This is a genomic window from Rothia uropygioeca (assembly GCF_004136585.1).
GTDB lineage: Bacteria > Actinomycetota > Actinomycetes > Actinomycetales > Micrococcaceae > Rothia.
Genome location: NZ_NOIR01000003.1, coordinates 290,398 through 308,399, shown reverse-complemented (window position 1 = coordinate 308,399; position 18,002 = coordinate 290,398). Strand labels below are relative to the sequence as shown.

At 61.6% G+C, this 18,002-nt stretch carries 15 protein-coding genes; 8 read left to right on the top strand and 7 right to left on the bottom strand.

The genetic code is table 11. The features are described from left to right. Nucleotides 1-125 precede the first annotated feature (125 nt). The 3 genes from EWR20_RS09460 to EWR20_RS09450 all read right to left on the bottom strand — a co-directional run bounded on the left by EWR20_RS09460 (nucleotide 126) and on the right by EWR20_RS09450 (nucleotide 3,531). Nucleotides 126-1,619, bottom strand: a complete 1,494-nt coding sequence (locus EWR20_RS09460) for a PTS transporter subunit EIIC (protein ID WP_129360410.1) — start codon at nucleotides 1,617-1,619, stop codon at nucleotides 126-128. A 74-nt stretch (nucleotides 1,620-1,693) separates the two neighbouring features. Next, nucleotides 1,694-2,605 (bottom strand): N-acetylmuramic acid 6-phosphate etherase, encoded by a 912-nt coding sequence (gene murQ / locus EWR20_RS09455; RefSeq protein ID WP_129360409.1) that lies wholly within the window; start codon nucleotides 2,603-2,605, stop codon nucleotides 1,694-1,696. Further along, nucleotides 2,602-3,531: a MurR/RpiR family transcriptional regulator gene (locus tag EWR20_RS09450; RefSeq protein ID WP_165001007.1), complete on the bottom strand. Its 930-nt coding sequence runs from the start codon at nucleotides 3,529-3,531 to the stop codon at nucleotides 2,602-2,604. The genes murQ and EWR20_RS09450 overlap by 4 nt, the downstream gene beginning before the upstream one ends. A 165-nt stretch (nucleotides 3,532-3,696) precedes the next feature. Here EWR20_RS09450 and nrdI point away from each other — a divergent pair, with 165 nt between their 5' ends. Genes nrdI through nrdF form a run of 3 tightly spaced genes read left to right on the top strand, consistent with a single transcriptional unit; the run spans nucleotide 3,697 to nucleotide 7,402 of the window. Then, nucleotides 3,697-4,188, top strand: a complete 492-nt coding sequence (gene nrdI / locus EWR20_RS09445) for a class Ib ribonucleoside-diphosphate reductase assembly flavoprotein NrdI (RefSeq protein WP_129360407.1) — start codon at nucleotides 3,697-3,699, stop codon at nucleotides 4,186-4,188. Beyond that, nucleotides 4,185-6,344, top strand: coding sequence for a class 1b ribonucleoside-diphosphate reductase subunit alpha (gene nrdE, locus EWR20_RS09440; protein WP_193553886.1), 2,160 nt, complete (start codon nucleotides 4,185-4,187; stop codon nucleotides 6,342-6,344). The genes nrdI and nrdE overlap by 4 nt, the downstream gene beginning before the upstream one ends. 32 nt (nucleotides 6,345-6,376) lie before the next feature. Continuing rightward, the gene (nrdF, locus tag EWR20_RS09435) at nucleotides 6,377-7,402 is read left to right on the top strand and encodes a class 1b ribonucleoside-diphosphate reductase subunit beta (RefSeq protein WP_129360406.1); all 1,026 of its coding nucleotides are present in this window, start codon (nucleotides 6,377-6,379) and stop codon (nucleotides 7,400-7,402) included. Here nrdF and EWR20_RS09430 read toward each other — a convergent pair. After that, nucleotides 7,399-8,730 (bottom strand): PTS transporter subunit EIIC, encoded by a 1,332-nt coding sequence (locus EWR20_RS09430; RefSeq protein WP_129360405.1) that lies wholly within the window; start codon nucleotides 8,728-8,730, stop codon nucleotides 7,399-7,401. The genes nrdF and EWR20_RS09430 overlap by 4 nt on opposite strands. Before the next feature lie 147 nt (nucleotides 8,731-8,877). Here EWR20_RS09430 and EWR20_RS09425 point away from each other — a divergent pair, with 147 nt between their 5' ends. The 4 genes from EWR20_RS09425 (at nucleotide 8,878) to EWR20_RS09410 (ending at nucleotide 14,459) form a co-directional block, all read left to right on the top strand. Continuing rightward, on the top strand, nucleotides 8,878-9,108 hold the full coding sequence (locus tag EWR20_RS09425; RefSeq protein ID WP_129360404.1) for a glucose PTS transporter subunit EIIB: 231 nt from the start codon (nucleotides 8,878-8,880) through the stop codon (nucleotides 9,106-9,108). Between the two features lie 17 nt (nucleotides 9,109-9,125). Then, the gene (locus tag EWR20_RS09420; protein ID WP_197964431.1) at nucleotides 9,126-9,872 is read left to right on the top strand and encodes a GntR family transcriptional regulator; all 747 of its coding nucleotides are present in this window, start codon (nucleotides 9,126-9,128) and stop codon (nucleotides 9,870-9,872) included. Nucleotides 9,873-9,943: 71 nt separating this feature from the next. Continuing rightward, on the top strand, nucleotides 9,944-13,735 hold the full coding sequence (locus tag EWR20_RS09415) for a TM0106 family RecB-like putative nuclease (protein ID WP_129360402.1): 3,792 nt from the start codon (nucleotides 9,944-9,946) through the stop codon (nucleotides 13,733-13,735). Beyond that, nucleotides 13,728-14,459 carry a hypothetical protein gene (locus tag EWR20_RS09410; RefSeq protein WP_129360401.1) on the top strand — a complete coding sequence of 244 codons (732 nt, stop codon included), beginning with the start codon at nucleotides 13,728-13,730 and terminating at the stop codon, nucleotides 14,457-14,459. The genes EWR20_RS09415 and EWR20_RS09410 overlap by 8 nt, the downstream gene beginning before the upstream one ends. On the opposite strand, the gene EWR20_RS09405 is transcribed toward EWR20_RS09410, so the two are convergent. After that, nucleotides 14,422-15,642: an N-acetylglucosamine-6-phosphate deacetylase gene (locus tag EWR20_RS09405; protein WP_129360400.1), complete on the bottom strand. Its 1,221-nt coding sequence runs from the start codon at nucleotides 15,640-15,642 to the stop codon at nucleotides 14,422-14,424. The genes EWR20_RS09410 and EWR20_RS09405 overlap by 38 nt on opposite strands. 5 nt (nucleotides 15,643-15,647) lie before the next feature. After that, a complete protein-coding gene (locus EWR20_RS09400) occupies nucleotides 15,648-16,376 on the bottom strand; it encodes a GntR family transcriptional regulator (protein ID WP_129360399.1) in 729 nt (242 codons plus the stop codon). 111 nt (nucleotides 16,377-16,487) lie between these two features. Between EWR20_RS09400 and nagB the strand changes: the two genes are divergently transcribed. Next, entirely contained in the window at nucleotides 16,488-17,324 is an 837-nt protein-coding gene (nagB, locus tag EWR20_RS09395) for a glucosamine-6-phosphate deaminase (protein ID WP_129360398.1), read from the top strand. On the opposite strand, the gene EWR20_RS09390 is transcribed toward nagB, so the two are convergent. Continuing rightward, entirely contained in the window at nucleotides 17,293-17,976 is a 684-nt protein-coding gene (locus EWR20_RS09390) for an N-acetylmannosamine-6-phosphate 2-epimerase (protein WP_129360397.1), read from the bottom strand. The genes nagB and EWR20_RS09390 overlap by 32 nt on opposite strands. Nucleotides 17,977-18,002: the final 26 nt, after the last annotated feature.

Genomic DNA, 18,002 nt, shown 5'->3' with positions numbered 1-18,002 from the left:
ACTCCCCGAACGCAAAGGCAGGGGATGCCTTCAGACGTCATGCGACCTCCCAGCGCGCAATGTGCGGTGCGTGCCTCGGTCCAGGCCGCACATTGGCTCAGACTGGACCGGCTGAGGCCGGGCAACTACCCCTTGTCTTCGTCCGCCATGCGTGCGACCAGGTCCTTGGGCACCCCGAAGAAATACGTCAGGATGAAACCTGCTACGTAGGAAATCAGCAGCCCCACAGCATAGATCGCGAGCGCGGCACCGATACCGTGGTTGCCCGCTGCCAAGGGAAAGAGCGCCCACCCGCTCGGTCCGATGGCGGTGGATCCGGTGGCATAGCCGAGCTGATTGAACAGCCCCACGAACCCGCCTCCAAAGGCGCCACCAAGACACGCGGTGATGAAGGGGCGGCCCATCGGCAGGGTAACGCCGTAAATCAGCGGCTCGCCCACCCCGAGGATGCCCGCCGGGAGGGCGGACTTGATGGTATTTCTCAAGGCACGATTGCGGATACGCAAGTAAATCGCCGCGGTCGCCCCGACTTGTCCGCCACCCGCCATCGCGAGAATCGGCAGGAGGATCGTGTACCCGGCCTGGGAGATGAGAGTTGTGTGAATCGGTATCAGAGCCTGGTGCAGACCCAGCATCACTAAGGGCAGGAAGAGTCCGGCCAGAACGAATCCGGCGACTCCTCCACCGACCCCCAAAAGCCACGTCGCACCGGTTCCGATGCCGGTCGAGATCCAGCCTGCCAGGGTCATGAGCGGGAAGAGCGTCAGCGCCCCCGCGATTAGAACCGTGACCGTCGGAACGATTAACATGGCCAGTGATTCCGGGGCCCACTTGCGTGTCCAACGCTCGATGTACGCGGCGAGGATTGCCGCGAACAGGGCACCGATCACGCCGCCCTGGCCCGGTTCGAGGGATGTGCCGAAGACGGAGATTTCGGAGACCCCCGCAAACGGAATGATCGCTGCGACTGCCCCGCCGAGCACCGGAGTGCCGCCGAACTCCTTGGCCGCGTTCATGCCCACGAACACGGCAATCAAGGTCATGAACCCGCTCGATATCGCTGTCAGGACGGGCACGGCCCCAGCGGCCCACGGCCACGCCCCATTCGCGACGAAGTTTTGCAGAACGCCACTGATACCGGCCACGATGCCGCACGCGATCAGGGCGGGAATCAGTGGAAGGAAAATATTGGCGATCCGACCCAGGAATCCGCGGATCGGGGATTTCCCACGCTCGGACTGCGAGCGTTTCATCTGCGCGCCGAGAGCCTGGAGATCGTTCGGGGACGTCGGCTCGGTGACGTCCGGATTCTCCGCGCTCTCCGACGCTGCCACGGATCCGCCGCCGCGCGAGCCCTGAGTTACTTTCTCTTTCTGCAGGCGCTTGTCGATATCCCGGGCGACCGTGTCCACGACCCCAGGGCCGAGCACGACCTGCATAGTCGATCCGGGCACGACACCCAATACTCCCTCGACACCGCGCAATGCCTCGACGTCGACGGCGGACTCGTTGTTAACGGGGATTCTCAAACGAGTAATGCAGTTTTCTACCCCGCCGATATTGGAAGCACCACCGAGACCGGCGATCACTTCCTGCGATATTTTCTCTTGGTCAGGCATTGTCGACTCCTTTGTACGTTGCCTTCATGACGTCGTGCGGGCAAGTTTTCCTGCCGTGCAGGTCTCCCCCCCCATCAGCTGTGAGACCGGACCAGCCGTCCCAGAGCTGCTCGGAGGACGCCCGCATCACGATCCAATTCCTCGCGTGCACGTGCGGCGTCGACACCGGCAAGGATCATGAGAATGGCTACTTTGGCGCTTCCATCCGCCGCCTCGACAGCCGTTTCGACCTCGGAGTCCTCGGCGTCGGTCACCGTCTGAACGATCCGACGGACTCTCTCCTTCAATTTGGTATTGGTCGACTGAACGTCCACCATGAGATTCCCGTACGTCTTGCCCAGTCGGACCATGCTCATCGTCGAGATCATGTTGAGCACGAGTTTCTGGGCCGTCCCGGCCTTCAACCTGGTCGAGCCCGCTACGAGTTCCGGCCCCACAATCACCTCGATGGCATGCGCGGCAGCCGCCGCGAGCCGGGACCCCCGATTGCACACGACGCCGCCCGTCGTCGCGCCTCGCTTTGCGGCCTCCTCGACAGCACCGACTGCATAGGGCGTCGCCCCGGATGCCGATATCCCAACGACGGTGTCCGAGGGACCGATGTCCAACGCGACGATGGCCTGCCCGCCCGCGGCCGAGTCGTCCTCGGCTCCCTCCACCGCGGAAACGATAGCCCGCTCTCCGCCGGCGATGAGGCCGACGACTTCTCCGGGTGCGGTATTGAACGTCGGCGGACACTCGGAAGCGTCGAGGACACCGAGCCGTCCCGCGGTTCCCGCGCCGGCGTATACCAACCGACCCCCCGAGCGAAGACCAGGAACTGCCGCGTCCACGAGTCGGGCAATATCCGCGCTGCGTTGCCCCACGGCAAGCGGAACCGTCGAATCGGCCCGATTCATGAGCCTTGCCAAGGCTTCGGTGGGCATACGGTCGATCTCCGAGAACTGTTCGTCGATCGCTTCTGTGGTGGGAATGTCAGGTGTCATGAGTTCCGGTTCTCCTGGGGTGTCGTGCCGTTCGGGCGGGGTGAACGTTTGAAGGCCAGGGCCTCGTGGGAGCGCGCGATGGCCCTCCGCGCTTCCTCTTCACGGACCTGGAAAACCATGGTGAACAGCGCATCAACCACGAAAAGCTGTCCCGAGCGAGAAGTCATTGCCCCGAGGCGAATCCCGGATTCGCGGGAAGCAACGCTGACCAAGACGTGGTCGGCGCTCCCCAGAGGTGCACGCGGTTGTGTCGTAATGCCGACCGTTCGGGCACCGGCTTGAGCCGCCAGCCCGAGCGGATCGACGACGTCGCGGGTTCGGCCCGATGCGGATACCCCGATGAAAACGTCCTCAGAAGTCAGCAGCACGGCAAAGGTCAGCGCATCGTGCGCCTCGGTCGCGGCATGAACCGACAGACCTATTCGGCCGAGCTTGGCGGCAAGATCTTGAGCGACCAGCCCGGATGCACCGATACCGACGACGAGGACTCGCCGAGCGTTCGCCACGGCGTCCGCCACGGTCCGTACCGCCTCGGCATCGAGCGCCCGCTCGGTCTGCGAAATGGCCTCCCGCTCCCCGGCAGCCAGCTTCGTCACGACGTCGCCCGGGGCGTCCTCGGCCGAAATCCCCACCGGATACGACCACTGGTCTGCGGCGGCTCCCTGAGCCCGCCCGACGGACGTGGCGAGGAGGGTGCGCATTTCCCTGTAGCCGGCACACCCGATGGATCGGGCCAAGCGGATGACCGAAGCATCGCTGGTTCGGCTGCTCCGGGCGAGCTCCCCGAGCGTCATCGGGACCGTGCGGACGGGATCGTCCAGGATGAACCTCGCGACCTTGGCCGGGCCGGGACTCAATGTGTCCGCGAGCGCTCGCAGCGAGCCGAGGACGTCAGGCGGCGACGCTCTTTCGGAGTTTTTCTTCACATCTTTCTTCACCCTTTGAAGTTTTCCTCCCATTGTGACTCATGTCAATAACTACGGCCAGGCGTAGTTTTAAGTTCGCCTTAATGATATTCCTATATGTGCCAGCTTAACGTTGCCATCAGCACAACATATTGTGCTCGGCACGGATCTTGCAGAAAGGAAGACATGGAAGAGCACTCGGCCACCCGCTCCCGGCCGCCTATCCGATTCCGCACGCTTGCCCCGCACGAGTCCCCGAGCCTCGTCTATTTTTCGAGCGCTTCGGAGAACACCCGCCGCCTCGTGGACCGTCTCCGATTCGACGCCGTCAGAATTCCCCTGCGTCCACGCCTCGACGGGATGATCCGCGTCAGTCGGCCCTACGTTCTGATCGTGCCGAGTTATGGCGGAGGAGAGGCAAAACAGGCCGTCCCCCGACAAGTCATCACCTTTCTGAATGACCCGCAGAACAGGAGCTTGATTCGAGGGGTCATCGCGTCAGGAAATACCAATTTCGGTGAGCACTTCTGCATCGCAGGTCCCGTGATTTCGAAGAAGTGCGGGGTTCCGGAGCTCTACAGATTCGAGCTCTTGGGTCACTCCCGCGACGTCGAGACCATCAATCACGGGCTCGACGAGTTTTGGCACGCTTTGGAACACGACAAGGAATCCGCATGACATCACCCACCACGACATCACCCGGTGACAAAGAAGGCATCGGCACGCGCAAGGACTATCACGCCCTCAACGCTCAACTGAACCTGTTCGACGAGTCCGGACAGATCCAGTTCGATCGCGACAAGCAAGCAATCGGCGCTTATGTACAGCAATGGGTCAAGCCTCGTACACGACGATTCGACAGCGTGACCCAACGTCTCGAATGGCTTGTGGACAACGACTACTACGAAGCGGATTTTCTTCAGGCCTACGACTCCGAGTTTCTTTCCACGGTTCACCAACGAGCTGCGGAGGCAGGACACCGTTTCGGGTCCTTCCTCGGCGCATTCAAGTTCTACACCTCGTACGCCATGAAGACCTTCGACGGACGGGAGTATCTCGAGGACTTCTCGGAGCGGGTGGTCGCCACGGCCCTGTATCTCGCGCGGGGCGACGAAAAGTTGGCGGTGCATCTCGTCGACGAGATGATGTCAGGTCGCTATCAGCCTGCGACCCCCACTTTTCTGAATGCGGGGAAGAAACAAAGGGGCGAGCTCGTCTCCTGCTTCCTGCTGCGCGTGGAAGACAATATGGAGTCGATCGGCCGGTCGGTGAATTCCGCCCTCCAGCTGTCGAAACGTGGCGGCGGCGTCGCGTTGATGCTCACGAATCTTCGTCAGACCGGTGCCCCCATCAAGAAGACCCAGAACCAAGCCTCTGGAGTGGTTCCGGTCATGAAAATTCTGGAGGATTCCTTCTCCTACGCGAACCAGCTCGGCGCCAGGCAGGGGGCAGGGGCCGTATATCTGCATGCGCACCATCCCGACATTCTGCGGTTCCTCGACACCAAACGGGAAAATGCTGACGAGAAAGTGCGCATCAAGACCCTCTCTCTCGGCGTCGTCATCCCCGACGTCACGTTCCGGCTCGCCAAGGAAGACCGGGACATGCTCCTCTTCAGCCCGTATGACATAGAACGGGAATACGGAAAACCGATGTCGGATTTGTCGATTACCGCGCTCTACGACGAACTGGCCGCAAACCCGCGGATCCACAAGGACTCGATCCGGGCTCGCGACTTCTTCACGACGATCGCGGAGCTTCAATTCGAGTCGGGTTATCCCTACGTACTCTTCGACGACACCGTCAACCGGGATCATGCGCATCCCGGACGCATTGGGATGTCCAATCTCTGCAGCGAGATCCTTCAGACCAGCACCCCCTCGACGATGGGTTCCGATCTCAGCTACGAGTCCGTTGGTCGGGACATTTCATGCAATCTGGGCTCGCTCAACATCGCCGCGGCCATGACCTCCCCTCATTTCGGCCGCACCGTCGAGACCGCGGTCCGAGCGCTGACCAGCGTCTCCGACCAGTGCGACGTCGACGCCGTGCCCTCCGTGGCCCGCGGAAACAGGGCCACCCACGCGATCGGGCTCGGGCAAATGAACTTGCACGGCTACTTGGCATCCCAGAACATCCGCTACGGGAGCACCGAGGCTATCGATTTCACGGACGCATATTTTCGGCTCGTGACATTCCACGCGATCCGGGCCTCTCATCTGCTCGCGGTCGAACGCGGCGAGACTTTCGAGGGATTCGCCAGTTCGGACTATGCGAACGGGGTCCGCTTCGAACGCTACGTCTCGACGGATGGCACCCCCGCCACCGATCGTGTCCGCTCGCTGTTCGCCGAGGCGGGTGTGCACCTGCCCAGCCGCGAGGACTGGATCGTCTTGAGGGCGGCTGTGATGAGGGACGGCATGTACAACGCTTACCTTCAGGCGATTCCTCCGACGGGATCGATCAGTTACATCAATCATTCGACCGCTTCATTGCACCCGGTCACCTCGCGGATTGAGATCAGAAAGGAAGGGAAGCTAGGGCGTGTGTACTATCCGGCCCCGCATATGAGCCAGGAGAATATCGAACTCTTTGAGGACGCCTACGAGGTGGGGTACGAGAAGATCATCGACACCTACGCCGTGGCGACCAAACACGTGGATCAAGGTCTTTCGCTGACGCTCTTCTTCAAGGACGACACGACCACGCGAGATATCAACCGTGCCCAGATCTATGCCTGGAAAGCGGGAATCAAGACGCTCTACTACATCCGACTTCGCCAGGCCGCGCTGGAGGGCACGGAGGTCCAGAACTGCGTCTCCTGCGCCCTTTGACCCCATCCGATCCAAGCTCCAAGGAAACCACTATGTCCAACGCGACCCCGAACCTTCCGATCACCGATATTTCCGTGACCCCGCCGTCCTTTCGCCACGACCCGGCTCTGCGCCTGCGCCCCGTCAATTGGAATCAGGTACAGGACGAGAAAGACCTCGAAGTCTGGAACCGATTGACCTCGAATTTCTGGCTTCCCGAGAAGGTACCCCTGTCCAACGACCTTCCGGCTTGGCAGCGACTGACCGATGAGGAACGAACATTGACCATGCGAGTGTTCACCGGGTTGACCTTGCTCGACACGGTTCAGGCGACGGTCGGGGAGATCAGCCAGATCCAGGACGCTCGCACCGAGCACGAGGAAGCCGTCTACACGAATATCGCCTTCATGCAGTCCGTGCACGCCAGATCCTATTCGAGCGTTTTCTCCACGCTTTCCAGCTCTCGCGATATCGAGCAGTCGTATCGGTGGGCGGTCTCCAACGACCTCCTGCAGGAACGTGCCAAGAAGGTCTTGGTGCACTATTACGGCGATGACCCGTTGCGGCGGAAAGTCGCCTCGACCCTGTTGTCTTCGCTCTTGCTCTACGCGGGGTTCTACCTGCCGCTTCACTTCTCGGTGCACGCGACCCTGACCAATACCGCGGACATGATCCGGCTGATCCTTCGGGACAAAGCCGTCCACGGTTACTACTCGGGTTACAAATTCCAGCGGGGCCTCCGAGCTTGCTCGGCCGAGCGCCAGGAAGAGGTCAAGGACTTCACCGTCAACTTGTTGGAAGAGCTGTACGAGCTGGAGCTGCACTATTCGGGAGAACTGTACGAACCGCTGGGGCTCATGGACGACGTCGCCGTTTTCGTCCGATACAACGCCAACAAGGCACTGATGAACTTGGGCTATCCCGCGTACTTCTCCGCGGAGGAGACCGCCGTGAATCCGGAAATCCTGGCGGCCCTCGCTCCAGGCGCCGATGAGAACCACGATTTCTTCAGCGGTTCGGGCTCCTCCTACGTGATGGGCAAGGCCGTGGAGACGGACGATTCCGACTGGGACTTCTAGCCCTCAGTCTCTCGACGGGGGTTCTCGCCATCGGCGGAGTCGACGCGCTCAGTAGCCGATGACGAGGCCTCCTCGAGGTCTCCGTCCGCGACCGCCGCACCTTCGTCGGGGTCTTCCTCGCGCCCCGGGGTTCTCAGGTTCCATTTACGGATCACGAATCGGAAGAGGAAGTAGTAGATCAGTCCGTAGCCCACCCCTATGGGTATCAGCCAGATCGAATTCTGAGATATGCCGAAGTTGAGCACGTAGTCGATGGTTCCGGCAGAGAAACCGAATCCGGAGTGAATCCCCAGGGCGTTAGTCAGCGCCATCGAGGTCCCCATGAGCACCGCGTGGATCAAATACAGCGGCCATGCGATGAACATGAAGGAAAACTCGAGGGGCTCAGTGATACCGGTCAGGAACGACGTCAGACCGGTGGACAGCATGATGCCGCCGACGATCTTCTTCTGCCCTGGTTTGGCTTCATGCCATATGGCCAGCGCAGCCGCGGGAAGACCGAACATCATGATCGGGAAGAAGCCCGTCATGAACACTCCCGCGCTGGGATCGCCCGCGAAGAACCGCGTCAGATCGCCGTGAGCGCCGTTGTAGTCTCCGAGGATGAACCAGACAATGGAATTGAGAATGTGGTGGAGGCCGAAAGGAATCAGGAGCCGGTTCAGTACACCGTATAGACCGGCACCTGCCACAGGGTTCCCTCCGACCGCGGTGCCGATTGCGGACAGCCCCTTGTCGAAGAGCGGATAGATCAAGGCCAGGACCACGCCGAGCACCAGGGCCGCCAGGGACGTCAGGATCGGGACGAGACGCCTTCCGCCGAAGAAGCCGAGCCAATCGGGCAGTTTCGTCCGGTGAAAACGTTGCCACAACATGGCGGACGTCAATCCGATCACGATCCCGCCCAGGACGCCGTAGTCGATCGCAGGGTCCTCCCCTGCGGCCGAGGTTGCGTCGCTGCTGAGGACGACCGGCGACATCACCTTGAACACGTTGGTCATCACGAGGTAGCCGACGACGGCCGCGAGCGCCGTCGAGCCATCGCCCTTTTTGGCGAAGCCGAAGGAAATGCCGACCGCGAAGAGCAGCGGCAGCCCGTCGAAGAGAGCCGTACCGGCGGCGCCGATCACCTGGGCTGCGGTGGAGATCGAGGAGAAACGGCCGAGGAGGTCGTCTTGCCCCAGTCGTTGAAGGATCGCGGCTGCGGGCAGAGCCGCGATCGGAAGCATCAGGCTCCTCCCGAAGCGCTGAAGGACTTTCATGGATTTGCCGTCGCCTTTTTTGGGGGAAGACCCGGCGGCCGTCATGGGGACGTCTGACGAAGACATGGGGACCTCGATTCTCGCGTCGGCGAGAGTAGCGTGCGGTTGTGTCGATGGAGCGCAGTCGGTACGCTCAAGTCAACTGTTTATAACCAGTGGTTCTGATCACTGTGAGGCACAAGGAATTGCTTGTCAAGGGCAAGGAGGAATTCAATGTTTGATCCGGAAAAGCTTCTGGAAGCTCTCGGGGGCGCAGACAATATCGAGGACATCGAGGGCTGCATCACACGGTTGCGCACCGAGGTCGAGGACTCATCCGTCGTCAACCAGGCTGCGCTCAAGGCCATGGGCGCCCACGGTGTGGTCGTCTCGGGTGGCATGGTTCAGGTCGTCGTCGGTCCCGAGGCGGAGAACCTGGCCGAAGACATCCAGGATCTGCTGTAGCGGAAGCGATCGCAGAGGTGGTTCACAAGCATGAACAGGTCAGGTCGGAACTGCGCGACCTGGCGCGGCACGAGTTGTCCCCGGGTGATGCCTTACCTGGTGAAAGGCAGCTGGAAAAACAATTCGGCGTTTCCCGCATCACGATCCGACGTGCCGTCGCGGACCTCGTGGCCGAAGGCGTGCTGGTGCGCATCCACGGCAAAGGGACTTATGTCTCCCATGGGCGCGTTCGTTCCAATCTGCACTTGGCTTCCTTCACGGAAGACATGAAACGCGCAGGACTGGAACCATCGACGAGGATCCTCTTGGCCGAACGCAGGCAGGCCACGCCGAGGGCAGCGGAGTTCTTCGGGCTGGACGACGGCGAGGAAACCCTGTGCGTCAAACGGCTCCGGCTCGCGAATCATGCCCCGGTCAGCGTGGACGAATCGTGGATGCGACCGGAACTGACCGATCTTCTGCTCGCCAAAGATCTGAGCCAATCTCTGTATTCGCACTTGTCCGGGACGGAGTTCGCGGTCAGCACCGCCGAGCAGACCGTGGAAGCCGCTGCGGTAGATCCTGATCTGGCTCGAATTCTGGACGTGGAGGCGGCAGCACCCGTCCTGCTTTTCCACCGATATACCTTTGCCCGCGGAGAACACGGGCCCCTTCCGCTCGAATACTCGATTTCGACGTACCGTTCGGATCGGTATCAGATTTCGATGAGTCTGGAGCTGGATCGAACCGGGCTTTCCGATCAGCCTGAGGCCGCCTCCGCTTAACTTGTCAGTCACTGCCCGTACCCTGTATTCAACGCCCCGCGCGACGCCGGAGGCGGAACCAGGAGGTGGCTGTGTTCTTCGTCGATGCCCCGGGCCAAACCCCCGGGAGCTCTCATCGTTCCTTGGTCTACTCTGCTTCGGATTTGGTCCGTGCCGCGGAATGTCCGTGGGCAACAGTACACATCTTGGAGGAAAAGCTAGGCCGCCTGCCCCGCTTCCGTGCCCCAGAGGACGCGATGCTCGAGCGCACCTCCAGATTGGGAGATCAGCACGAGGCCGCTGTGCTGCAAGACATGATCGCTCAATGCGGGCGTTTCGATCGGAGCACCGGCCGCGGGGTCTATGAGGTCGAGCCGGCCGGAACCCTGGACCGCGGGGCCCTTCTTCGAAAGCACCAAGAATCCATTGCAGCTCTGCGCGTGGGCGCTGACGTCGTTTTTCAGGCATCTTTCTTCGACGGCCGATTCCACGGTCGTTCGGATTTTCTCGTCCGTGAGCCCGACGGCAGATACGCCGTCTTCGACACCAAACTGGCTCGTCACGCCAAGGTCACCGCATTACTGCAGCTTGCCGCCTATGCGGACCAACTGGCGCAAGCGGGGATCCCGGTCTCGGATACGGTCACGTTGATACTCGGCAATCGGGAACGGGCGTCATTTAGTGTCGGGGAGTTCATGGCGGTTTACCAAGAGCGCAGGGACCGCTTCGAGTCACTGACTCAGGATCGCATGAATCCATCAGCCGCTCCGCTCGACTGGTGGGACGAGGCCCTGCCCCGTTGCGGCACGTGTCCCCACTGCCTTGCCGAAATCGAGAAACACCAGGACGTCCTGAAGGTTGCGGGGATGTCCATGACCCAGCGCAAAAAACTACGCCAACGCTATGACGTACGCACCATGATGGACTTGGCGGGTCTGGGCGGCCGAGACCTTCCCGCTCCTGTTCGCTCCGCTCGGGATCAAGCGGCGATGCAATGTGGACTGTCCGTCCCGGACAAGACCGTGACTTATACGGATGCGGAAGGAGTCCAGCAGAGTGTTTCCTATCTGGTCACTGATTCCGCGCCCCTGACAAGGATCCCGGCCGCCAACCCCGGGGACATATTCTTCGATTTCGAGGGCGACCCCATGTGGCAGGATCCTGATGATTCTTCATGGGGCATCGAGTATCTTTTCGGCCTTATCGAGACACCGCTCGACCCTGCTGAAGAACCCGCGTTCGTGCCGTTCTGGGCGCACTCCCGGGAAGAAGAGAAGCAGGCTCTTCTCGATTTTCTGCAGTACGTCAGTGAACGTCGGCAGCGTTATCCCGGTATGAAGATCTACCACTATGCCAATTACGAGAAACGTGCACTGCGAGACCTCGCGGCCCGGCACGGCGTCGGGGAGGAAGAAGTCGACGACCTCCTTCGCGAAGAGGTCCTTGTGGATCTCTACGAGTCCGTCCGCGCGAGTTTGCGCATTTCGCAGGGCTCGTATTCGATCAAGAAATTGGAACCGCTCTACATGGGCGATCAGCTCCGCATGGGGGATGTCACCAACGCCGCGGCCTCGGTCGTGGCCTACGCCGATTATTGCTTGGCTCGCGATACGGGTGAGAACGAGCATGCGAATTCCGTTCTGAGTTCGATCAGCGACTACAACCGATACGATTGCCTGTCGACTCTCAAGCTCCGCAACTGGTTGCTCTCTCTCGTCTCTCGTTCCGCGACCGAAGAAGTGAGCCGGCCGCCCCAATTGCCCGGGACTCAGGTCGAACCGGAAACGATCGAGTCCGCGCGCGAGACACCCGTCGAATTGTCGCTGAACCACTTCGTGGAGACAGCCACGCCCGAGTCCACCGCGCTCTCCCCGGGAGAGCTGAGGGACACGGTCCGGGCGGTCGCTATGGTCTCCAGCGCTACCGGTTATCACCGACGCGAACGGAAACAATTCTGGTGGGCTCACTTCGACCGACTCACGGCTCCCGTTTCGGACTGGGAATCGCAGCGAGACGTCGTGGTCTTCGAGCGGATGAGTGTGGAAGAGGATTGGCACAAGGCTTCACCTCGGTCGAAGGTCGAAAAGCGCGTCCTCGCCGGAACGGCCCGCCTCGCGGAGGGTTCCGGACTGAAGCCCGGAGACTCAGGGCTCTTCGCTATGTACGAAGCTCCGCTACCACCGTACTTGGAAAACAAGGCGCTCGAAGCCCAGCAACGTATCGAGGCTCGGTCCGGAGGGCAACAACCGGTCGTTTCGCGCGCCAGCGATGCTCGGCTGACCGTAGAATCCCTGGAGCCCGCTTCGTCCCCTGGACTGGTCCGCATCCGGATGATCGAATCCCGTCCTCAAGGCACGGAGCCCTTCGACCAGATTCCAATGGCGTCGACCCCCTCGGCGCCCATTCGCACTGCGGCCCAGGAAGATTCGCTCGCGGCTCTCGCGGAGGAAGTCGACGCGGCCCTCCCCCAGTTACCTCGGGCAGCGGGATTGGACATCCTGGCCCGCAGGCGGCCACGGCTCGTCGGCGGGGCAGCCCTTCCACGAGCAAACGACCCGGGCTGGGGAGACGGGAAGATCCCCATGGCAGATGCGATCCACGCGGCGGTCTCGCGGCTGGACGACTCCTACATTGCGGTTCAGGGCCCGCCCGGAACCGGGAAATCGTACGTGGGATCTCATGTGATCGGACGTCTGGTGACCGAGGGGTGGACCATCGGGGTAGTCGCCCAATCGCACGCCGTCATCGAAAATCTGCTGCGTGGCTGCATCACCAACGGAGGCGTCCCCGCGGCGGCCATCGCCAAAGCCAAGAAAGCACGCCCACAAGGAGATGCGATTTCTCCTCAAGTTCCTTGGCGGGAAATCTCGCCCAAGGAGATTTCCTCATTCTTGGCGGAAGCAATGCCTCCCGACTCGGGGCCAGGCGAGGGGCGAGTGTACGGCGGCACGGCCTGGGACTTCGCGAACCAAGACCGTTTTGCCCCGGGGAGCCTGGACCTTCTCGTCATCGACGAGGCCGGGCAGTACTCCCTGGCCAATATGCTGGCCGTCTCTCGGGCCGCGCGCAACATGCTTCTGCTGGGCGATCCTCAGCAATTGCCTCAAGTCACCCAGGGAAGTCATCCGTATCCTGTCGACGAATCAGCTTTGGGTTGGCTCTCCGCGGGCGAGCGCACCCTGCCACCCGAATTCGGGTACTTTCTCGACTCGTCATGGCGAATGCATCCACAACTGTGCGGACCGGTCTCCAAGCTGTCATACCAAGGCAAGCTTCGGTCCGCACATGCTGCGGCTCGGCGGGTGCTGACAGATACCCGCCCAGGCGTGTATCGTCTCGACGTTCCACACGTAGGGAATGCGACGTCCTCTCCGGAGGAAGCTCACCAGGTCGTGGAGCTCGCGAGACAATTCATCGGAAGGAGCTGGAGTGATGCGCCGGACCAAGCGCTCAGGCCGTTGGAACCTGAGGATGTCCTCGTCGTGGCTGCCTACAACGCCCAAGTGGAAGTCATTCGTGACGCCCTGGAAAAAGCGGGGCTTTCGCATCCGGATGAAACGGGGGTCCGGGTGGGTACCGTCGATCGGTTTCAAGGCCAGGAAGCGCCGATAGTCATTATTTCAATGGCGGCTTCTTCTGCAGACGAAGTGCCTCGGGGGATGGATTTTCTCTTGTCACCCAACCGACTCAACGTAGCCGTTTCCCGTGGACAATGGGCGGCGGTGATCGTCAGCTCCCCCAGCCTCACAGATTATTGGCCGACCAACCCGGAATCGCTGTCGATTCTCGGCGGTTTCACGGCCCTTCGTCGGGACGCCGCACGATGGAACGAACTTCCGCTCTCAGGGAGCACGCGGGACAAAGAAGGGATGATCCATGAATAATAATCTAGAACCCCACGGACACAACCAGGAGGAAGGGATGATAAACATCAACCCGAGTTTTAAAGCCCGGACTCCCTACATCTTCCATTTCGACGAGCAAACGGTCGTCTTGGGGGATCCCGAGTACCTGAAACAGGTTGAGACGTTCCTTCTCACGGCGGATCTGGCGACACGCACCACCTACTGGGACACGGGAGAGGAAGATCCCCTCGACTTCGACCCGGATCCCGAGCCCGAAGACATGAACAGCGTCGGCATTGAAGGCGACGAGCGGGTCTTCTGGAATGCCATCGAATCGGCGATTTTCCAACAGACCGAATGGCCCGAGGGCGAGGAGGCCGTTGTGTACGCACCTCACGTGCCCGAATGGTTGTCCCGTGCCCAGTCGTGGTACTTCGATCCCGTATGCCCCCCGCTGGGCCCGGGAGGACCTGGCGGTTGGGTTCGACGTCGTTCCGTAGACGGCCGCGGTTATCCGGTGGGCCTGTTCCAACTCACCGAAGCAGATTCCTTCTGGGTGTTCGCGGCCGAAGACGACCTCTCCGACATCATGGAACTCTGCCGTTCCCTTGCCCGCTTCCGGATTGGTTTCGACCAGGTCACGCCGTACATCGGGCCGGATGACTCGGTCGGCTCCCTGGCCCTGCCCATAGAATGCCGAGATGCTCTCCAGGAAGAGCTCATGATCAGGGGCGTGGACGTCGAATCGATGTTCTGGGAATAACCCCCGGAACTGGGTTCAGTTTCGAATCCAGAAGCTGAACCGAAAGGCCCTGACCCCACGGCGGCAATCCCAGAGCTCTAGCCGGCCGGGTCGAGGCCGCGATTAGTGCTTCGTTGATACTGACCCCAGCGGAAACAACCGTGCGCACGGCCTGGTCCATGGTCAGGGTCGAGCCAGCGATCGCCCCTTGGCTACCGTCTTGAGTTGCCAGGCGGGCGATCCCGGCCTCAACATGCACATCCAATGAGCCCAACCGATACTCCCCGTCGGACTGGCCTGTCGCGGACATGGCATCCGTAATGAGCAAGACCCTTTCGGGCAGAGACCGGAACAGCATGGCGATCACCTCGGGGGCCACGTGAACACCGTCGGCAATCACTTCTGCGTAAACGTGTGGCGATTCCATGGCAGCCATCACTGGACCCGGGCGCCGGTGATGGATGCCGTTCATGGCGTTGAACGCGTGCGTCAGAATCGACGCCCCGGCGTCGAATGCTCGACGGGCTGTCGCATAGTCAGCATTCGTGTGCCCCACCGCCACTCGCACTCCTTGATCCACAAGGTACCGAGTAACGGCCAGATCCTCGTCGTATTCGGGGGCCAGCGTCACCTGACGGAGGTATCCCCCGGCCGCCTCGACCAGCCGCTTCGCTTCGTCGAGGGACGCGCCATGAAGGAAATCCTCACGGTGAGCACCTTTGTGCGTCGGGGATAGCCATGGGCCCTCGGCGTGAATCCCTTCCAGCCTCACACCCTCCGGAACGCCATCACCCGACTCGATTACCGTGGCGATTCTCCGACACGATGCCTCGAGTTCTTTCAGCGGATTGGCAACCAGGGATGCCACGGCCCTTCCCGTACCGTGCTCCCGATGCACCTTCAACGATGCCGGGAGACTCTCGACCTCCTCGTACGCGTACCCTCCAGCCCCGTGCGAATGAATATCGGTAAAGGGTGCCGTCAGGTACAAGCCCGTCGCATCCACACGGGTAGCAACCGCATCGATCTCGGGCAGACCGCGAAAAGAATCGCCGAGACCGCCACGGACGGGTTGACCGTCCTCGTCGACCACGATCCAGACCGTTCCGGAGTCACCACGCAGGGCCGCTCGGGGCAGATGAGATAGGACCGGGAGATCCCGCAAAACTTGGGTCGGGTGCGCGGAATGGATCAGCAGAGTCATCAAACTCAATCCTTCGGTGTGCGGACAACAGTGAGGTCGAAGCCGTACCGGTCCGCGCGATAGGTGGTCTCCGTGGTTTCGACGGGGGTTCCCGCCGCGTCGAAGGCGATACGCTCCACACGCAATGCCGCCGCGCCGACAGGCTGGGACAGAAGATTCGCTTCCTCCAGGCTGAGGTTAACCGCCCGAATCGCTTGCCGTGCAGATTCCGCCCGGTGACCCTCTCGCGCCAATTGCCGGTCGAGCGAGCCGTTGGGATCGGGCAAATGGCCCCCCAGCACGGCCAACGGAATGAAAGATAGCTCAATGGCCATGGGCGCACCATCGGCGAGGCGCAAACGGTACACGCGCCCAACGTCCTCGCCCTCCGAAATCCTGAGTTTCACGGCGAGGTCGGCGTCGGCTCGGACGACATCGTTGCCCAAAGGCTCGCTGGTCGGCCGATGACCTCGTTCCGCCATATCCTGCGAGAAAGAAGTCAGCCGCAGGTCCTTGCGAATCAGACTGGGGTCCGCAACATAGGTTCCCGACCCACGAACCGCATAGACGGCACCGGAAGCGACGAGATGACCTATGGCCCGGCGCACGGTCGCCCGGCTCACATCATAGCGTTCCTGCAAGTCCCTCTCGGTAGGAAGAGCCTGATGAGGCTCCAGCGCAGAAATGACCTCGGTTTCCAAGTCCGCAGCCAACGAGACGTACTTGGGCTTTGCCCGGACATCATGAGGAGTCATCGCCGAATATCACCCACCGAAAATATATTGGTACGAACCAAACATACACTTTTTCGTGACATTTGATAATTGGTACGTACCAATAGGTGCTCAGGGGAGTAGGCTGAAGTCATGGAGATCATCGTTACCCCGAACCCGGAAGCCGTGGGCGAGTACGCCGCCCGACGCATTGTCGCACTCATCGAGAATAAGCCGGACGCCGTTCTGGGCGTCGCAACCGGCTCGAGTCCAGTGCCTACTTATCAGGCTTTGGAACGGAAGGTCCGGACCGGTCTCGACATGTCGCAGGTCAGCGCTTTCGCCCTCGATGAGTATGTGGGGTTGGACGAAGGGCACCCGCAAAGCTATGCCGAGGTCGTGCGGAGGGACGTGACCGAGCGACTCGAGCTCGACCCGAACCTCGTGCATGTCCCCAGCGGACACGCGCACGACATCCTGGCGGCTTGCGAGGACTACGAGGCCCAGATTCGTGAAGCCGGCGGAGTGGACATCCAGATCCTCGGCATTGGAGCCAACGGACACATCGGATTCAATGAGCCAAGCTCTTCCTTGTCGGGACGGACGCGGGTCAAGACGCTGACTCCCAAGACGCGCAAAGACAACGCACGGTTCTTCGACAATGATCTCTCTCAGGTGCCCACTCATTGCATCACCCAGGGGATCGGTACCATCCTGGATTCCCGCGTTGCCCTGCTCGTCGCGACGGGCGAGGGCAAGGCCGATGCGGTCGCCGCAATGGCTGAGGGCCCTATGGGAGCGTTCTGCCCCGCCTCGGCGCTTCAATTGCACCGCAGGGCGGTCGTCGTCGTGGACGAAGCCGCCGCCTCCGGCTTGAAAAATCGCGAGTACTACGACTTCGTCCGGGACCACCGGCCCGATTGGCAGGTCGAGCCTCAAGGTCGTGATGAGCGCACCGTCACCTCAGCGCATCGACGAACCACGACGTAATGCTGGCCGGGTGGGTGATCGCGGTGCCCACGACCACGGAATCCGCCCCTGCGCCGAGGGCCGCGGCCGCCTGGGCTGGGGAATGGATGCGGCCTTCGGCAATGAGCATCTTCCCAGTCTGTGCTTCTGCGATCGAGGAAATGAGCTCCAGGTCCGGTCCGTCAGTTTTGGCTCGTTCCCCGGTATAACCGGCCAGGGTTGTCCCCACGATGTCGGCCCCTGCATCGACCGCGGCGAGGGCGTCATCGAGGGAGCCGCAATCGGCCATGACTTTGGCCGCCGACTGCTCGTGCAAGGCGGCAATCGTCTCGTGCAGACTCCGCCCGTCAGGCCGGTTCCTGCGTGTTCCGTCGATGGCGACGATATGCGCACCCGCTTGGGCGACCGCCAGAGCGTGGTGAAGGGTCGGGGTGATGAAGACGCCTTCGTGCCCGTCCTTGAACAATCCGATCACCGGCACCTCTACCGCGGATCGGGTGTGCTGGATATCCGCGATTCCCTGGACCCTGATGGCCGCCGCTCCTCCGACGACGGCCGATTGAGCGACCTGCGCCATGGTCCGCGGATCCCGCATAGCTTCCCCAGGGTAGGCCTGCGCCGAGACGATCAGACGCCCGCGGAGATTCTGGAGCTGCTCATTCGTGAGAAGCATGGAGGATTCCTTTCCGCCGCTGAGGC

What these genes read in the sequence shown, in the direction of transcription:
- EWR20_RS09425 (WP_129360404.1), top strand. Translation starts at nt 8,878, where the DNA reads ATGTTTGATCCGGAAAAGCTTCTGGAAGCTCTCGGGGGCGCAGACAAT.
- nagB (WP_129360398.1), top strand. Translation starts at nt 16,488, where the DNA reads ATGGAGATCATCGTTACCCCGAACCCGGAAGCCGTGGGCGAGTACGCC.
- nrdF (WP_129360406.1), top strand. Translation starts at nt 6,377, where the DNA reads ATGTCCAACGCGACCCCGAACCTTCCGATCACCGATATTTCCGTGACC.
- EWR20_RS09430 (WP_129360405.1), bottom strand. Translation starts at nt 8,730, where the DNA reads ATGTCTTCGTCAGACGTCCCCATGACGGCCGCCGGGTCTTCCCCCAAA.
- EWR20_RS09460 (WP_129360410.1), bottom strand. Translation starts at nt 1,619, where the DNA reads ATGCCTGACCAAGAGAAAATATCGCAGGAAGTGATCGCCGGTCTCGGT.
- nrdE (WP_193553886.1), top strand. Translation starts at nt 4,185, where the DNA reads ATGACATCACCCACCACGACATCACCCGGTGACAAAGAAGGCATCGGC.
- EWR20_RS09390 (WP_129360397.1), bottom strand. Translation starts at nt 17,976, where the DNA reads ATGCTTCTCACGAATGAGCAGCTCCAGAATCTCCGCGGGCGTCTGATC.
- EWR20_RS09405 (WP_129360400.1), bottom strand. Translation starts at nt 15,642, where the DNA reads ATGACTCTGCTGATCCATTCCGCGCACCCGACCCAAGTTTTGCGGGAT.
- nrdI (WP_129360407.1), top strand. Translation starts at nt 3,697, where the DNA reads ATGGAAGAGCACTCGGCCACCCGCTCCCGGCCGCCTATCCGATTCCGC.
- EWR20_RS09410 (WP_129360401.1), top strand. Translation starts at nt 13,728, where the DNA reads ATGAATAATAATCTAGAACCCCACGGACACAACCAGGAGGAAGGGATG.
- murQ (WP_129360409.1), bottom strand. Translation starts at nt 2,605, where the DNA reads ATGACACCTGACATTCCCACCACAGAAGCGATCGACGAACAGTTCTCG.
- EWR20_RS09400 (WP_129360399.1), bottom strand. Translation starts at nt 16,376, where the DNA reads ATGACTCCTCATGATGTCCGGGCAAAGCCCAAGTACGTCTCGTTGGCT.